At 66.8% G+C, this 16,157-nt stretch carries 15 protein-coding genes; 13 read left to right on the top strand and 2 right to left on the bottom strand.

Annotation, left to right across the window (positions count from 1 at the left end; translation table 11 throughout):
• Genes ACFQY2_RS00755 through ACFQY2_RS00730 form a run of 6 tightly spaced genes read left to right on the top strand, consistent with a single transcriptional unit; the run spans position 1 to position 7,166 of the window.
• Positions 1–1,161, top strand: coding sequence for an acetyl-CoA C-acetyltransferase (locus ACFQY2_RS00755; RefSeq protein WP_378743682.1), 1,161 nt, complete (start codon positions 1–3; stop codon positions 1,159–1,161).
• Positions 1,158–2,180 (top strand): LLM class flavin-dependent oxidoreductase, encoded by a 1,023-nt coding sequence (locus tag ACFQY2_RS00750; RefSeq protein ID WP_378743681.1) that lies wholly within the window; start codon positions 1,158–1,160, stop codon positions 2,178–2,180. Before ACFQY2_RS00755 ends, ACFQY2_RS00750 begins: the two co-directional genes overlap by 4 nt.
• Positions 2,181–2,206: 26 nt before the next feature.
• Positions 2,207–3,670, top strand: coding sequence for an aldehyde dehydrogenase (locus tag ACFQY2_RS00745; protein WP_378743680.1), 1,464 nt, complete (start codon positions 2,207–2,209; stop codon positions 3,668–3,670).
• 45 nt (positions 3,671–3,715) lie between these two features.
• The gene (locus ACFQY2_RS00740) at positions 3,716–5,431 is read left to right on the top strand and encodes a flavin-containing monooxygenase (protein WP_378743679.1); all 1,716 of its coding nucleotides are present in this window, start codon (positions 3,716–3,718) and stop codon (positions 5,429–5,431) included.
• 1 nt (position 5,432) lies between these two features.
• On the top strand, positions 5,433–6,182 hold the full coding sequence (locus ACFQY2_RS00735; protein WP_378743678.1) for a nuclear transport factor 2 family protein: 750 nt from the start codon (positions 5,433–5,435) through the stop codon (positions 6,180–6,182).
• Positions 6,183–6,200: 18 nt separating this feature from the next.
• The gene (locus ACFQY2_RS00730) at positions 6,201–7,166 is read left to right on the top strand and encodes a LysR family transcriptional regulator (protein ID WP_378743677.1); all 966 of its coding nucleotides are present in this window, start codon (positions 6,201–6,203) and stop codon (positions 7,164–7,166) included.
• Here ACFQY2_RS00730 and ACFQY2_RS00725 read toward each other — a convergent pair.
• A complete protein-coding gene (locus ACFQY2_RS00725; protein WP_378743676.1) occupies positions 7,120–7,869 on the bottom strand; it encodes an SDR family NAD(P)-dependent oxidoreductase in 750 nt (249 codons plus the stop codon). The genes ACFQY2_RS00730 and ACFQY2_RS00725 overlap by 47 nt on opposite strands.
• Positions 7,870–7,963: 94 nt before the next feature.
• Between ACFQY2_RS00725 and ACFQY2_RS00720 the strand changes: the two genes are divergently transcribed.
• The 7 genes from ACFQY2_RS00720 (at position 7,964) to ACFQY2_RS00690 (ending at position 15,150) form a co-directional block, all read left to right on the top strand.
• Positions 7,964–8,998 (top strand): ABC transporter substrate-binding protein, encoded by a 1,035-nt coding sequence (locus tag ACFQY2_RS00720; protein ID WP_378743675.1) that lies wholly within the window; start codon positions 7,964–7,966, stop codon positions 8,996–8,998.
• A gap of 62 nt (positions 8,999–9,060) precedes the next feature.
• Positions 9,061–10,815, top strand: a complete 1,755-nt coding sequence (locus ACFQY2_RS00715; RefSeq protein WP_378743673.1) for an ABC transporter permease — start codon at positions 9,061–9,063, stop codon at positions 10,813–10,815.
• Positions 10,812–11,858, top strand: coding sequence for an ABC transporter ATP-binding protein (locus ACFQY2_RS00710; RefSeq protein ID WP_378743672.1), 1,047 nt, complete (start codon positions 10,812–10,814; stop codon positions 11,856–11,858). Before ACFQY2_RS00715 ends, ACFQY2_RS00710 begins: the two co-directional genes overlap by 4 nt.
• Before the next feature lie 88 nt (positions 11,859–11,946).
• Positions 11,947–13,200 (top strand): cytochrome P450, encoded by a 1,254-nt coding sequence (locus tag ACFQY2_RS00705; RefSeq protein ID WP_378743671.1) that lies wholly within the window; start codon positions 11,947–11,949, stop codon positions 13,198–13,200.
• Entirely contained in the window at positions 13,200–13,508 is a 309-nt protein-coding gene (locus tag ACFQY2_RS00700; RefSeq protein ID WP_378743670.1) for a 2Fe-2S iron-sulfur cluster-binding protein, read from the top strand. The genes ACFQY2_RS00705 and ACFQY2_RS00700 overlap by 1 nt, the downstream gene beginning before the upstream one ends.
• On the top strand, positions 13,505–14,719 hold the full coding sequence (locus ACFQY2_RS00695; protein WP_378743669.1) for an NAD(P)/FAD-dependent oxidoreductase: 1,215 nt from the start codon (positions 13,505–13,507) through the stop codon (positions 14,717–14,719). The genes ACFQY2_RS00700 and ACFQY2_RS00695 overlap by 4 nt, the downstream gene beginning before the upstream one ends.
• Positions 14,716–15,150: an HtaA domain-containing protein gene (locus tag ACFQY2_RS00690; RefSeq protein WP_378743668.1), complete on the top strand. Its 435-nt coding sequence runs from the start codon at positions 14,716–14,718 to the stop codon at positions 15,148–15,150. Before ACFQY2_RS00695 ends, ACFQY2_RS00690 begins: the two co-directional genes overlap by 4 nt.
• On the opposite strand, the gene ACFQY2_RS00685 is transcribed toward ACFQY2_RS00690, so the two are convergent.
• The gene (locus ACFQY2_RS00685; RefSeq protein WP_378743667.1) at positions 15,128–16,138 is read right to left on the bottom strand and encodes an LLM class flavin-dependent oxidoreductase; all 1,011 of its coding nucleotides are present in this window, start codon (positions 16,136–16,138) and stop codon (positions 15,128–15,130) included. The two genes, ACFQY2_RS00690 and ACFQY2_RS00685, sit on opposite strands and share 23 nt — an antisense overlap.
• Positions 16,139–16,157: the final 19 nt, after the last annotated feature.

Raw genomic sequence — 16,157 nt, 5'->3', positions numbered from 1 at the left:
ATGGCCGACGCCTACATCGTCGAAGCCGTTCGCACGCCCGTCGGACGGCGCGGCGGCGGCCTGTCACAGGTGCACCCGGTCGATCTCGGGGCGCACATCGTGCGCGAGCTGGTCGCCCGTACGGGAGTCGACCCCACCGCGATCGATGATGTGATCTTCGGTGTGGTCGATCAGATCGGGGCGCAGTCGACCAACGTCGCCCGCACGATCGCGCTCGGCGCCGGGCTCCCCGAGTCGGTCCCGGCCGTGACGGTGGACCGCCAGTGCGGCAGTTCCCAGCAGGCTGTGCACTTCGCGGCCCAGGCGGTGCGCTCAGGCGATATGGACCTGGTCGTCGCCGGTGGCGTCGAGGTCATGAGCCTGATCCCGATCGCGGCGAGCGCCTTCGTCGGTGCCGAGGCCGGAATGGGGCTGCCGCGTGAATCGCAGTCCTGGGTCGACCGATACGGCGAGCAGGAGATCAGTCAGTTCCGCGGTGCCGGACTGATCGCCGAGGAGTGGTCGATCACCCGGGAGGCGATGGAGCACTGGGCCCTGCAGAGTCACCAGCGGGCGGCTGCCGCCATCGATCAGGGACTGTTCGAGCAGGAGATCGCGCCGTACGGAGGCGTCTCCACCGACGAGGGAGTGCGGCGCGACACGACTCGGGCGAAGATGGCCGCACTGGCGCCGCTCGTCGAGGGCAGCCGCCTGACGGCCGCCGTGTCCAGCCAGGTGTCCGATGGAGCCGCTGCGCTGCTGATCGCCTCGGAGCGCGCGGTGCGAGAGCACGGACTACGACCGATCGCACGGGTGCACACCACAGCCGTCGTGGGATCCGATCCTGTCCGGATGCTCACCGGCCCCATCCCCGCGACCGCGAAGGTCCTGCAACGCGCCGGATTGACCGTCGACGACATCGACGCCTTCGAGGTCAATGAGGCATTCGCTCCCGTCGTCCTCGCCTGGCTGGCCGAGACCGGGGCCGATCCCGCGAAGACGAACCCCTTGGGCGGTGCCATCGCGCTCGGGCACCCTTTGGGCGCGACCGGTGCGCGACTGATGACCACCATGATCCATCACCTGCGCCGTACCGGCGGACGGTACGGGCTGCAGACCATGTGCGAAGGGGGCGGCGTCGCCAACGCCACCGTCATCGAAGCACTCCAGGAGACGCCATGAAGTACGGAATCCTTCTCACCGCCATCCACGACGCGTCGGTGCCGGCGGCGCAGCAGCGCCGCGAGCATGAGGAGCTGGTGACGGCGGCCGAGGAGCTCGGATTCGAGCTCATGGTCGCCGGGCAGCACTTCCTCGGCAGCGAACTGCGCTACTTCCAGCCCATCCCGTGGCTGACCCACATGGCGCAGGTCGCACCGTCGATGCGGGTCGCGACCGGCATCATCCTGCTGTCGATGGTCAACCCCGTCGATATCGCCGAGCAGATGGCGACGCTGGACTCGTTGACCGACGGCCGCGCGATCTTCGGCGCGGGGCTCGGGTACAGCGCTCACGAGTTCGACGCGTTCCGGGTCCGCAAGGGCGAGCGCGTGCGTCGGTTCGAGGAGGCCCTGGAGCTGGTGAAGGCGCTGTGGTCGGGGGATAAGGTGGACTTCGACGGCGAGTACACCACCGTCCGCGGAGCGCGCCCCTCCGTGCTCCCTGTGCAGGAGGGCGGGATCCCGGTCTGGATCGGCGGTCAGGTCGAGGGCGCGGTGCGGCGGGCGGCTCTCAAGGGCGACGCCTGGTACACGCCGCCCTTCCCGACGCACGCCCAGCTCTCCTCGCTGCGCGAGCTCTTCCTGCGCACCAGGGAGGAAGCGGGTCTGTCCACCGACGGCGACTTCCCCGTGCGCCGCGAACTGCTGATCGCCTCCGACCGCGAGCAGGGGATGCAGGCCGCACTCGACCGCTACCGCGCCCGGTACGAGACCTACCGCAAGTGGGGTCTGTCCGGCGAGAACACCCCGATCGACTCAGGCGCCGAACTGCGCAACGAGATCGAAGAGCATTTCATCCTCGGTACGCCCGAGGAATGCGCGGACGGGCTCATCGATCTGGAGCAGCGCCTGGGCATGACTCACTTCCTCTACAAGCCGCACTGGGTGGGTCAGTCGCACGCGGAGGCGATGCGACAGCTCGAGCAGTTCGGAACCGAAGTCATGCCGCGGGTCGCGGCGGAGAGCTCGGCGCGGGTATGACCGCGCGCAGCGAGACAGGAGATGTCATGGAGCACGGCACACAAGCGGTCGTCGAGGATCTGCACTTCAGCCGCCTCCTCATCGCCGGCGAGTGGCGCACGGCGGAATCCGCCGAACGGATCGAGATCACCTCTCCGTTCTCGGAGGAGGTCATCGGCTCACTGCCCGTCGTGACGGAGCATGAGGTGGACCTCGCGTTCGCCGGCGCCCGTGAAGCCCTCGACGGCGGCGAATGGAGTCGCCTCACGCCGCAGGAGCGCGGTGCCGCGATCGATCGGCTCGCTGACGAGCTCGACAAGCGGGCCGAGCGGATCCGCCTGGCATTCACACTCGAGACAGGCGTGGGGATCACCTCCACAGGAGGACTCGGAAGGGTCACCGACATCGTCTTCCGGCAGTACGCCGACCTCGCGCGATCCTTCCCGTTCCGCGAGGATCGTGAGTGGCTCGGCACGACCATGACCGTCGAGCGCCTGCCCGTCGGCGTCGCGCTCGGGATCTCGCCGTGGAACGCTCCGGTCCCGAGCATGGCGTTCATGATCGCACCGGCGCTCGCCGCCGGCGCCCCCATCGTCATGAAGCCCGCGATCGAGGCGCCCCTGTCGACGTTCCTCCTCGCTGAGGCGGTCGACGCAGCGAAGCTCCCCGCCGGTGCCGTCTCCATCCTGCCCGGTGGTCGCGAGATCGGCGAGTACATGATCCGGCATCCCGAGGTCGACAAGATCGCCTTCACCGGCAGCACCGTCGTCGGCAAGCACATCATGAAGACGGCCGCAGATCGCATGGTCCGCACCACTCTGGAGCTCGGAGGCAAGGGGCCGGCCATCCTGTGCGACGACATCGACATCCGAGAGATCGCACCTCGCGTCGTGCGGGCGGGCCTGGCGAACTCCGGACAGGTGTGCGCCGCGCAGACCCGGATCATCGTTCCCGCGCACAAGCACGACGAGTATCTCGCCGCGCTCACCGAGGCCGCGGCCGCCATGAAGGTCGGCGACCCGTTCGACCCGGCCACGGAGATCGGTCCGCTCGTGATGGAACGGCAGCGCGAGCGCGTCGAGGAGTACATCCGTATCGGCCGCGAGGAGGGTGCGCAGGTCTCGACAGGCGGCGGACGACCGGAGGGTCTGGAGAAGGGTTGGTTCGTCGAACCGACGATCTTCGGCGGTGTCGACAACTCGATGCGGATCGCCCGGGAGGAGATCTTCGGGCCGGTGCTCGTGGTCATCCCGGCTCACGATGACGAAGAGGCCATTCGCATCGCGAACGATTCGGACTACGGACTGGTCGGCTCCGTCTTCACCTCCGACCCGGCGCGCGGCGAGCGCATCGCGTCGCGGCTGCGCCTGGGGCAGGTGCATCTCAACGGCTTCGGCGTCAGCACGGGGCAGCCCTTCGGGGGCTTCAGACAGTCGGGAATCGGACGCAAGGGAAACGTCGAGGGACTCGAAGCCTATCTGGAGACCCGGCTGCTGGAATCCCACTCCTGACCGCTCGATCCACGCAGAACATCTCGACACGTGTAAGGAAGCACTGTGAACACCACTCCCACCTCGCGCCTCGCTGCGGAACTCGACGTCGTCATCGTAGGTGCCGGCTTCGCCGGCATCTACGCGCTGCATGCCGCCCGTCAGCGTGGACTGACCGCACGCGTCCTGGAGGCGGGCGGCGGCGTCGGCGGCACCTGGTACTGGAACCGCTATCCCGGTGCACGCTGCGATGTGCAGTCGCTGTTCTACTCCTTCGGTTTCGATCCCGAGCTGGAGCAGGAGTGGGAGTGGAGTGAGCGCTACGCCACCCAGCCCGAGATCGAGCGCTACGCGAACTTCGTCGTGGACCGGCTCGGGCTGCGGGACGGGATCTCCTTCGATTCCCGCGTGGCTTCGGCGGTCTTCGACGAGAAGAACTCCCGTTGGACCGTGACGACGGAGCATGGTCAGGTGCTGACCGCCCAGTTCCTGATCATGGCCACAGGCACCTATTCCGTGCCGCTGGACCCGCGCATCCCCGGGGCGGACACCTTCGAGGGGGAGAGCCTGCTGACGGGGCGCTGGCCGCACGATCCCGTCGATTACGCGGGCAAGCGGGTGGGGCTGATCGGCACGGGGGCGACCGGCCTGCAGGTGGTGACAGCCTTGGCGGACGAGCCCTTCGAGCATCTGCACGTCTTCCAGCGCACGGCCTCGTTGACCATCCCCTCCGGCCCCATGGGGTTCGAGCCGGAGTATGTCCAGGATTTCAAGACCGGATACCAGGAGTACCGTGAACGGGCGAAGCGCTCCGGCATCGGGGCGATCTGGGAGAACCCGAGTGTCGCGATCGACGATCTCTCCGATGAGGAGTTCGAGCGCGAGATGCGCGCGCAGATGGCGAAGGGCAGCGGGCACGTGTTCACCCGGTTCACCGACCTGGCCACGAGTCTCAGCGCGAACGAGCGCTTCATCAACTATCTGAACGATCGCGTGCGCGAACGGGTCGAGGATCCCGCCGTCGCCGAGCTCCTCGTCTCGCGTGACAAGGTGTACGGCGTGCGCCGTGTACTGCATGAGTCCGGATACTTCGAGATCTACAACCGTCCCGACGTCACCCTGCACGACGCGAAGACGAAGCCGATCCTGGAGATCACGCCGCGAGGCATCCGCACCGAGGATGGCGAGGTCGAGCTCGATGTGATCATCTACGCGATCGGCTTCGACACCGGACACGGCGCGCTGCGTCGCATCGACGTGCGCGGTGTCGAGGGTCTCACCATCCAGGACGCACTGGCGGACGGTCCCCATACCTACTTAGGGCTCATGATCGACGGATTCCCGAACATGTTCGTGATGGCCGGTCCGGGCAGCCCATCCATCCGATCGCAGATGATCACGTCCATCGAACAGCACGTGGAGTACGTCGACGAGTTGATCGGCCACATGCGCGAACGCGGTCTGGTCGCCGTGCACACGACCCCGTTGGCCGTCCAGCAGTGGACTGCCCACGTGAACGACGTCGTGGAGAACAGTCTCGTGGCCCTCGACCGCACCACGCAGTACTTCGGTGCGAACGTTCCGGGAAAGCCGTCGGCGTACCTCGCCTACATGGGGGGCGTGGGCCCGTATCGCACCATCTGCGAACAGGTGCGTGACGCCGGATACGAAGGGTTCGTCTTCACCTCGGCGGATGGAGGGCGCCACACCGTCTCCGAAGGCTGGACCGGTGCTCCCGAGAGTTTCGTCGCTCGCAGCCCGTTCGGCGCCCGCGTGATCTGACATGAACGCGGCATCGGTGGCCACGACCGTCTGCTCGGATGAGCTCGCGGCACGCGGCGTCGTCATGGACCTCATTCGCGACGCGGGTCACGACGGAACGAGAGTGAGCTTCGGGACCAATGCCGAGGTGCGTTTCGTGGGGCCGGAATCGGCCGAGGTGAGCAGCTGGGAGCTCTGCTTCCGCCAGGCCGGGGATGAGGTCGTGATCGACACGATCCTTCGGCGCACCGATCATCTCACGCGCGTCGCGGGCAGGTGGCGCGCGGCGAGTGTTCAGCGGGAGCCGTTCCTGACCCCGCACGCGACGGGCGACGCCGCGCAGGTGGTCGCGTCCTCCGCGGACGCCGCGCCGGACACCCCCTCGCGTTGCCAGGATCATCGCGCGATCGAGGAGCTGAACCTGGCCTATGCGCGACGGATCGATGACGGCGACTTCACCGGCTTCGCCGACCTGTTCGCGAACGCCGAATGGAACGGCATGCGCGGTGCGGATGCCGTTCGCAGGTGGCTGGAGACCAACATTCCGCTTCGGCAGGACGGCCGTCCTGGCACGTTGCATGCCATCGGCAACCTCTCGATCGACATCGACGGCGACACCGCGGTGGGGAGGTCGACGCTGGTGATCTATCGCGCAGGCTCGGCACGCATCGACCCGTACATCATCAACGACTACCATGACCGGTACGCGCGCGATCGCGACGGATGGCACTTCGTGGAGCGTGCCATCGTCCGGAGGATGCGTGCTGTCTGAGTGCCGACCGGGGAAGCCATGATCGAACTCCACAAGCTCGAGCACTTCGTGGAGCTGGCCCGCTCAGGCAGCTACACGCGCACCGCCGAGCAGCTCCGGATGTCGCAGTCAGCGCTCAGCAGAAGCATCCAGTCGCTGGAGCGGGACATCGGCGGGGCGCTTTTCGAGCGGGCACGCGGCCGCGCCGCCGTGGTCCTGACGGACACGGGGACACTGCTGCTGCCTCGCGCCGTCGACCTGCTCTCGCGTGCGCAGAGCATCGAGCAGGACCTGAACGTCGCTCGAATGCCCCACCAGAGATCCCAGATCGCCTTCGGGGTGGCTCCTCTGCTCGGAGGCCTCCTCCTCGCAGACAGAGAAGAGATCGCTGGGCTGCACGCAATCGGCGACCTGGTGGTCAGCATGGCGACACCGGAACTGCTGATGGAGCAGCTCGAGGCGGGAGACATCGCATTCGCCCTGGGTGTGGCCCCCGCCCACGGCGTTCCGCCGCGCGTCGCGTCGGAACTGATCGGGTTCACCTCGCCCCGCATCTTCGTGCGGCGCAGTCATCCCCTGTTGAGCCGAGAGGCCCCGCGGCTGGCAGACCTTCTGCCCTACACGCGCGTGTCGAGCGTGAAGTGGAACGAGAACGTGACTCTGCAGCTCGAGGATCCCGCAGACGCACACGCCGTGAGAGCCTCGATCTGCATCGACAGCTTCGAGGTTCTCGTCGACCTGGCCGTGCATTCGGACGCCGTGCTGCTGTCGAACTTCACGCCCGTGCACGCCGAACTCGTGGAACTCGTGCTCGCTGACGCCCTCGACATCCGGCGCAACGAGATCAGCATGTTCGTTCGCCGGGGCATGCGGCTCCGGGCAGATCAGGAAGCGGTGCGGGAGCACCTCCGGGATCTGTGCGCTCGACTCCTGCAGTCCCACACCAGCGCGGAACCCGCTACTGAGCGAGCCGCCCGCCTTCCACCGGGAGGGCCTGACCGGTGATGAACGAGGCCTCATCCGAGCACAGCCAGGCCACCACGCCTCCGACTTCCTGCGGTGTGCCGATCCGTCCGATCGGGTGCATGGCGGCGTAAGCAGCCTGCAGATCCGGTCGGTCGCGGGTGCTCTCCTGGAAAAGTGGGGTCGCGATGGTTCCCGGACAGACGGCGTTGACCCGCACACCGTACGGTGCGAACTCCAAGGCCGCTGTTCGAGTGAGACCGATGATGCCGTGCTTCGCGGCCGAGTATGCGGAGAGCTCGGGCGCACCGACGAGACCGCCGATGGACGACGCGTTCACGATGGCGCCCCCGCCCTGGTCTCTCATCACCGGCAGCTGGGCACGCATGCACAGCCAGACGCTCTTCAGGTTGATGTCGAGGACGCGGTCCCAATCGGCTTCGGCGATGTCGGGCAGCAGGGCGCGCGGCTGCACGATCCCGGCATTGTTGAATGCATAGTCCAGGCGACCGAACTCGCTCACGATGTCGTCGAACGCGCCTGTGACGGCGCCGGGGTCGCTGACGTCGAGAACGGCCACACGGACATCGCCGCCGACGGCTCGAAGCGCGTCAGCCTGGTTCTCGGCCGCTGACGGCGAGATGTCGAGAAGGACCACTGAGGCGCCGCGCTGCACGAAGGCGCGCGCCGCGGCGGCGCCGATTCCGGAGCCGGCCCCGGTCACTGCGGCGACTCTGCCGTCCATGACACACCTTTCGTGGGATGCGCGAGATTGATTGTTGTCAATCATGCGGTTCATATCTATAGTTAGCATACACAACGAAGTGAAGGAGCCCGCCTTGCTACCCAAGAGAACTACCCGCGTCGCAACGACCCTCGCAGCCCTCGCCGTCGCGGCCAGCCTTGCCGGCTGCAGCGGCTCCGGTGGTCAGCAGAGCGCTTCCGCCGATGACTGGGATGACATCCTCGCCGCCGCCGCCGAGGAGGGGCAGGTCAAGATGTACGTGGCCTGGCTGCCGACCGCCATGGAGGCTGTCGAGGCCGATTTCGAGAAGGCCTACCCGGACATCGATCTGCAGCTCACACGCATTCTGCCACCTGAGGTCGATGCGGCTCTCGACACGGAGATCGAGGCCGGCCAGGGCCCCGATATCGTCTCCAACACGAACTACGCCTGGATTCTCAACAACCTCGACAGGTTCGCGGAGCCCAAGGGGCCGGATGCGACAGCTCCCGAATGGGCGGACTACACGCTGAAGGACAAGCTGCAGATCGCCAACATCTCGGCGCTCGGCATCAGCTACAACACGGACCGGATCGCGGCAGCGGACGTGCCGAAGAACTACGAGGACCTGCTCGATCCGCGCTACAAGGGCCGGATCGGCATCGCCGACAACGTCGCAGCCCCCCAAGCGGATCTCTACGAATGGCTGGAAGAGACATATCCCGGGTACTGGGAAGGCCTCATGGCGCAGGATCCCAAGTTCTACGCGACAGCGGTTCCCATCCAGGAGGCACTGCTGCAGGGAGAGGTCGACGTCGCTCTCTGGGGCTCGAACGCTCTCGTCCAGGGGGCGAAGGCGGACGGAGCACCCCTCGAGTGGGTGCTGGCAGACCCGGGCTGGGGTCCGCCGAACCTGACATTCATCCTTGCGGAGTCGGCTCACCCCAACGCCGCCCAGGTCGTGAGCAACTGGCTGGCGACGCAGGACGGCCAGTCGGCCGTGGCCAAGAATGACATCACTGTGCTGCCCGGCGTGCCGGGGACTGCAGGCGATGCGTCCAACCTGACCGTGCTGGACGTCGAGCGCGTCTCCGAGCCTGGATGGATCGACGAGCAGCAGTCCCGCTGGCGCGAGGCGTTCGGCCGTTGAGTTCGGTCGTCATGGCGGGGTGCGTGACGCCCCGCCATGACGGCAGACGGAGGATGAGGAAGATGACAACTGACACGCTGGCACGGCCGAGGGAAGAGACCCGGATGGATTCGCCGATCGAGCTTCCGGAGACCTCCGCAGCGAAGCGCCGCAAGATGTGGCGGCGAATCCGCACGCACGCCGCCGGCACCGCCCTCATCGTCGTCCTCGGATACATGACGCTGTGGCCGCTCATTCAGCTTCAGCTGCGCGCCCTGCGTGACGGCGGGGCCGGATATGCAGCCGCATTCACCACCAAGGATCTCGCCCAGACCATCCTCGTCACGGCGATCCTCGCCGTCGGCGCTCTCATCATCGGCGTCGTCGGAGGGGGAGTCCTCGCCTTCGCGTCGCTGCGACTCGGCCCGGGCTTCCGCTGGATGGCCATCCTCCCCATCCTTCCCCTCGTCGTGCCGCCGTCGGCGGCCATCGTGGGCTGGTCGCTGCTGCTGGCTCCGAACTCCGGGCTCATCAACGCGGGCATCCGTTCCCTGCCGTTCTGGCCGACGGGCGTCACCGAAGGTCCGTTCGATGTGTACACCGTCACCTGGATCGTCATCATCACGGGAATCGGTCTGAGCTCCTTCGTCTATCTGTTCCTGCGCAACGGACTGCAGCGGGTCAACGCCGAACACATCGAGGCCGGACTCACCTCGGGCGCGCGACGCCTCAAGGTGTATGCAGAGATCGTCCTCCCGATCATCCGCCCGTCCATCGTGTACGGGCTGGCGGTGGCCCTCCTGCTCGGGCTCGGACAGTTCGCCGCGCCGCTGATGCTCGGCGCGAACAACAACATCCGTGTGCTCGCCACCGAGGTGTTCCGCTTCACCTCTCAGAGCCCCGCCAACTATGGCGCCGCCGCAGCGATCGCCACTCCACTCCTGTTCGCGGGTCTGGTGATCGTGGTGCTGCAGAAGTTCCTGCTCTCCGATCCTCGACGTTTCGTCGTCGACAGCGGCAAGGGCGGCAGGTTCGGGCAGAAGCCGACCCGGGGTGCGCCGATGCTCATCGGCAGCTTCGCCTTCCTGGCCACGGTGCTGCCCGTCATCGCACTGGCGCTCGCATCGGTCTCCCCGTTCTGGGACGGCAGGTTCGACATCACGACCGCGACCTGGCGCAACTTCGAGCAGCTGTTCGCGTCCGCTCCGTATGCCCGCTCGATCCAGACCAGCCTGGTGGTCTCCATCGCCGCGGTCGCCATCGCGATCCCGCTGGGATACGTCATCGCCGACCGCCTCGTCAGCGATCGGGTGCCGTCGTTCGTCAAGTGGATCCTCGACCTCGTCGTGACCATCCCACTCGGCGTTCCCGCCGTCGTCTTCGGTGCGGGGTTCTTCTTCACCTACACCCAGCCGCCGTTCCGGCTGTACGGCACGGAAGCAGTGCTGATCGTCGTCTACGTGACGATCATGCTCCCGTTCGCCACGCGCATGCAGGTGGCGGCCCGTATGTCACTCGGACCGCACTTCCAGGCCGCGGCCCGGGTCTCGGGGGCCGGCCTCATCAAGTCACACGTCGGCATCGTCGTGCCCATGCTGAGGTCATCCATCGCCGGATCGGCTGCGTTGATCTTCGTCCTCATGACACATGAGTTCGCGGCCTCCATGCTGGTGAGGTCTCCCCAGATCCAGGTCATGGGCACCACGCTCTATGACATGTGGACGCTGGTCTCGTTCCCCATGGTCGCCGCGATGGGCCTCGTGATGTGCATCATCACGGCGGCCGGTGTCGGCCTCGCCCTCCTCGCCGGAGGAACCAAGTCGATGGAGTCGCTATGACAATCAGAATCGAAGGACTGAGCAAGGCGTTCGGCAAGGCCGACAGCCCTACATACCACCAGGCACTGTCCGAGTTCGACCTCGAGATCGGCGACGGCGAGATGGTGGTGCTGCTCGGGCACAGCGGCTGCGGCAAGACGACCGCACTGCGCTGCCTTGCCGGACTCGAGTCCGCCGACAGTGGACGGATATCGCTCGCGGGTCGCACCGTCTTCGACGCGCCGCAGGGAATCGACGTGAATCCGGAGTCCAGGGACATCGGCATGGTGTTCCAGTCTTACGCGCTGTGGCCTCACATGACCGTGCGCAAGAACATCGGATACCCGCTGAAGGCGCGCAAGATGAAGGAGCAGCTGGGTTCTGGCTGGGTCGAGGAGGCGGCTGCCCTGGTCGACACGACCGCTCTCCTGGACCGCTACCCCGCGCAGCTCTCAGGCGGACAGCAGCAACGCGTCGCTCTGGCCCGCGGCATCGTGGCGCGCCCGGAGCTCGTGCTGATGGACGAGCCGCTGTCGAACCTCGATGCGCTGTTGCGGACGAAGGTCCGAAACGAACTGCATGCGCTGCACGGCAGGCTCCGGTTCTCGGGTCTGTACGTCACGCATGATCAGACGGAGGCGCTCGCATTGGGCGACCGTGTGGCCGTGATGAACAACGGCCGCATCGAACAGATCGGCACGCCCAGCGAGGTGTTCGAGTCGCCGCAGACGGAGCACATCGCATCGTTCGTCGGCATGTCGAATGTGCTTCACCTGGAGGACGGGACCACGATGCGCTTCCGCCCGACGGACGCGCAGGTCAGCCTGGAGCGTCCGGCGGAGTCGGATGCCCTGGTGGTCGTGCGTGGGGTCGTCCGCGATGTGGTCTACACCGGTCTGGAGTCCGAGCTCGCAGTGGACATCGCCGGTGATGAGGTCGTCGCGATCGAGAACGGCCGCCGTTTTCTGGAAACCACTCCCTCCGGCACATCCGTCTGGATCGCAGTGCCCCGCGCGCGCGGAGCCTTCTTCGGCGTGAGGGAGTCCATCCGGATTATGCAGTAGACGCATAAGGCTCGGCGCTTCTTGCATTGGCCACCCCTGACGGCCCGTGCTTGGATTGATGCATATCATCACCATGCAAAGGAGCGTTGTGGCTACGGACTGGTCGTACATCGACAACAACCTGCTGAATCCGGACTTCTACGCGACGCAGGAGTATCGCGACGTCTTCAAGGTCATGCGCGACGAGGATCCCGTCCACTGGACGGTGGACGAGCGCTACGGCAAGAGCTACTGGGCCATCACGCGCTATGACGATGTCAAGGCGGTGCTCTCGGATCACCGGCAGTTCAGCTCGCGCTGGCATTCCCGAGTGCCGCGGACGCCGAAGCGGCTGACACCCGAGGAACGGCACGCGCTCGTGCGCGACGCTGACTTGACGGCGATGGACGAGCCGATGCACAGCCTGTATCGGCGCCCGATGAACAAGCACTTCTCGGTGCCGGCCGTGAACCGCCTGCACGAATTCGTGGATGAGGTGGTCGACGGAATCATCAGGGACGTCTCCGTCGCGAGCGAATGCGATCTCGTGGACGATCTCGCAGGTGAACTGCCCATGCGCGTCATCCTGAGGATGCTCGGCATCCCCGAGGAGGACTGGCCGATGATCCGCGAGGCGTCATGGCAGTTCATGGCCGCAGCAGATCCCCGCTTCACCATCGACGGCGACCCGATCGCCACATCGCTGCACGGGCAGAAACGACTGCTCGAGTACTGCGGCCAACTGGCGCTGGAGCGGCGCAGGAACCCGCGCGACGACTTCGCCACTGCCATCAGCCGTGTCGAGATCGACGGTGATCCGCTGAGCCTGTACGAGATGCAGACCTGGTTCTTCCTGGTGATCTTCGGCGGGCTGGAGACGACCCGCAACACCGCGGCGACCGGGCTGTGGCTCTTCATGGAGAACCCCGATCAGCGCGACAAGCTCATCGCGGACCCCTCACTGGTCAACGGCGCGGTGGAGGAGATCGTGCGGTGGTGCACGCCCTCGAAGAACCGGCTGCGCATCGCCAACGAGGACATGGATTTCGGCGGCAAGCGGATTCGCGCCGGCGACTGGGTCGTCGTCTACCAGGCATCCGCGAACTTCGACGAGCGTGCCTTCGACGAACCCGCCCGTTTCGACATCGAGCGCAACAGCGAGCACCTCGGGTTCGGCATCGGCAACCACCTCTGCATCGGGCGGAACCTCGCGCGGTTGGAGATGAACTCCTTCTTCACCAAGGTCTTGGCGGCGTTCCCGGACATGCGGCGAGCAGATGCCGGCGAGCCGCAGTGGCTCAGAGACGCGAACGCGACGGGCTTCAGCGAGATGCGCGTCGCTTACACCCCGAAGGGAAACTGATGATGAAGGTCACATTCGACGTCGACGGCGACCGGATCGTGGCGGATGCCCAGATCGGCGAGAGCATCATGCAGGTCGCCGTGCGCAGCAATGTGCCGCGGGTGATCGGCGAGTGCGGCGGAGAGATGTCGTGCGCGACATGCCATGTCTACGCCGCGGATCTGCCGAGCACGCTGCCACCGCCTTCTGCGGATGAACTGGACATGCTGGAGATGTCCGATGACCGTGAGGACACCAGCCGCCTGGGCTGCCAGATCCGACTCGACGCCTCCTGCGATGGCCTGCAGGTCGTCGTGCCCCCGCGATGAGTGCCGTCATCGTCGGCGCCGGACTGGCCGGGCTCACGACGGCGGCCGCTCTGCGCGAGTACGGCTACGGCGGGGAGATCGTTCTGCTGGGCGATGAGCCGCACCCACCGTATGATCGCCCACCGCTGTCCAAGGCCTTCCTGACCGGCGACGCCGACGAGCAGACGCTTCCGCTGCGCTCCGGGGCTGCGTGGGATGCACTGGATCTCCGGTTCGTCAGGGCCAGAGTCGATGCCGTCGACCCCGCTGCCCGCTCGGTGCGCACCGGCCACGAGGCCCTGCGCTACGACCAGTTGGTGTGGGCGACAGGCGGCGCCCCGCGGCGGTTCCCCGGCCCGGGAGGCGACCTTCGCGGCGTTCACCATCTGCGCACGCTGGAAGACGCGCGCGCACTGCGCACGAGCCTGGGATCGGTCACGGACGCGGTCGTCGTCGGAGGAGGGTACATCGGGCTCGAGGTGACGGCGGCCATGGTCGGAATGGGCATCCGCGTGACGGTTCTCGAAGCCGAGGCGCGACTGCTCTCGCGGGTCACGAGCGAGGTGGTGTCGTCGTACTACCACCGTGTGCACGCAGCTCAGGGGGTCGACATCAGGCTCGCAACGACCGCCACCGAGTTCCGCGGCCAGGGCGGAGCGCTCTCCGGTGTGCTCACCTCGGCCGGTGACGTCATCGCGGCCCAGGCGGTCGTGGTCGGGATCGGTCTGATACCCCACGTCGAACCCTTGCGTGCAGCAGGTGCGCAGTGCACGAACGGAGTGGACACCGATGCTTCGGGTCGGACGACGCTGCCGGGCATATGGGCGGCCGGTGACTGCGCGAACCATGCGGGTGGGTTCACAAGCGGCCGGCGCGTGAGACTGGAGACCGTGCACAACGCCACCCAGCGCGCGCGCATCGTGGCGGCCTCGATCGCGGGTGTCGACCTCCCGCAGGAGGAGGCGCCGTGGGGCTGGTCGAACCAGTACGACGTGAAGCTCAAGTCCACGGGACTGCGTGGCGTCGACGACCGCATCATCCAGCGCGGCGATCCGCGCGAAGACCGGTTCAGTGTGCTGTACCTCGACGGCGACCGCTTGACCGCGATCGACGCGGTGAATTCCGTGCGGGACTACGCCCAGGCGCGCAGGCTCCTTCAGGCCGGCCACCGCATCGCGACTGACCGCGCCGGGGATCCGAGTACGCCTCTCATCGATCTCGTGCTGTCATGAGCGGCGAGATCGCGTGGTCGGTCAAGTCGAGCTTCCGCGCGTACGTGGCGGGGGTCTCCGACGGCACGGAGATCAGTTCAGACGATGTCACGGTCGATGCTGCTGGTCGGTACCGTTTCCCTCTGGTCAGCACGGGGGACGACGTCCTCAAAGCAACGGGGTGGGTGCGGCTCTCCGCCTATCGTGGTGTTCTCGATGTGCGAATAGCAGAGCCGTGGATCGAGTACCGCAGCGGTGGCGGCGTGGTGACCATCGCCCACCCCCGCAGTGAGCGCAACCCGGCACTGCCCCGCATGGTGCTGGCCGAGTTCGGTACCGATTCCGTCATCCGGCCCGAACTGACCTTCGACGGGGTTCGACTCCTCGGTGAGGTCTACACGGTCGGTGCGGAACTGGATCCGATCGAAGTCATCCACGCACCAGGGGCATGACCTTCTCGCCGAAGAGTTCCAGCTGACGCATGGATTCGAGGTGCGGGAAGCCCTGCCAGTGCGGCTTGTAGACGAACTCGGTCATTCCTGTCTCCTCCTGGAGGGCGAGAAGCTGATCGGCGCACGCCGAGGCATCGCCGAGGATCCAGCGCTGTTCGATCTGTTCGCGATCGAGATCGCCGTAGTTCGCGGTGTCGACGCCGCCTGCGCCCTTGTTCAGGCCCCAGTCGCGATAGGTCTGGTAGCGCGCCCGACTGCGATGCAGCGCGTCCTCGATGGCATCGCCGCGGCTTGCGGAGATGACCAGATCACGTCGCACAGGGAATTCGATCGCCTCGTCGTAGCCGGCCAGGTCGCGCTCTTCATCGAAGGCGCGCTTGTAGGCGCGGATCTCCTCATGACTGCAGAATGGTGCGGCGTACCAGGACTCGCCGAGCCGCCCAGCCCTGCGCACGGGCGCCTCGGCCTGGCCCCCGATCCAGATCGGGATGCGCTCTTGTGCCGGCTGCACAGCCGGCACGGGGATCGAGAGCTGGAAGAACCGCCCCTCGTGCTCGACGGGCTCGCCCGACCACAGTTTCCGGATCAGAGTGACGGACTCTTCGAAGCGCCGCACCCTGTGCCTGCGGTCCAACCCGAAGGCGCCGTACTCGTGGTCGGAGTAGCCGAGCCCGACGCCCAGCACGGCTCGGCCCCGGGAGAGCACATCCATCGTCGCGATCTGCTCTGCCAGGTCGATGGGATTGACGAGCGAGAGAAGCACGACGCCCGTCGCCAGGCGCATCTCGGGCACGACGCCCGCAAGCGCGGTGAGGTAGGGGACGGGCTGGTAGAAGCGCAGTTCGCTGCCGAGGAAGTGCTGGCCGGTGACCACGGTGGAGAAGCCCAGCTCCTGCGCCAGGCGGGCCGCCTCCTGGTGCTCGCGGACGTGGCGGTCGGGCGGGGTCTCCCGTCCGTACACAGGCGTCAGGACAATGCCGAACTTCATCGTCGCTCCCTCCGAGGCT

The organism is Microbacterium sp. GCM10027623 (assembly GCF_042666935.1).
Classification (GTDB): domain Bacteria; phylum Actinomycetota; class Actinomycetes; order Actinomycetales; family Microbacteriaceae; genus Microbacterium.
Note: the sequence above shows the minus strand (reverse complement) of the source record. Positions and strands in the feature narration are given on the sequence as shown.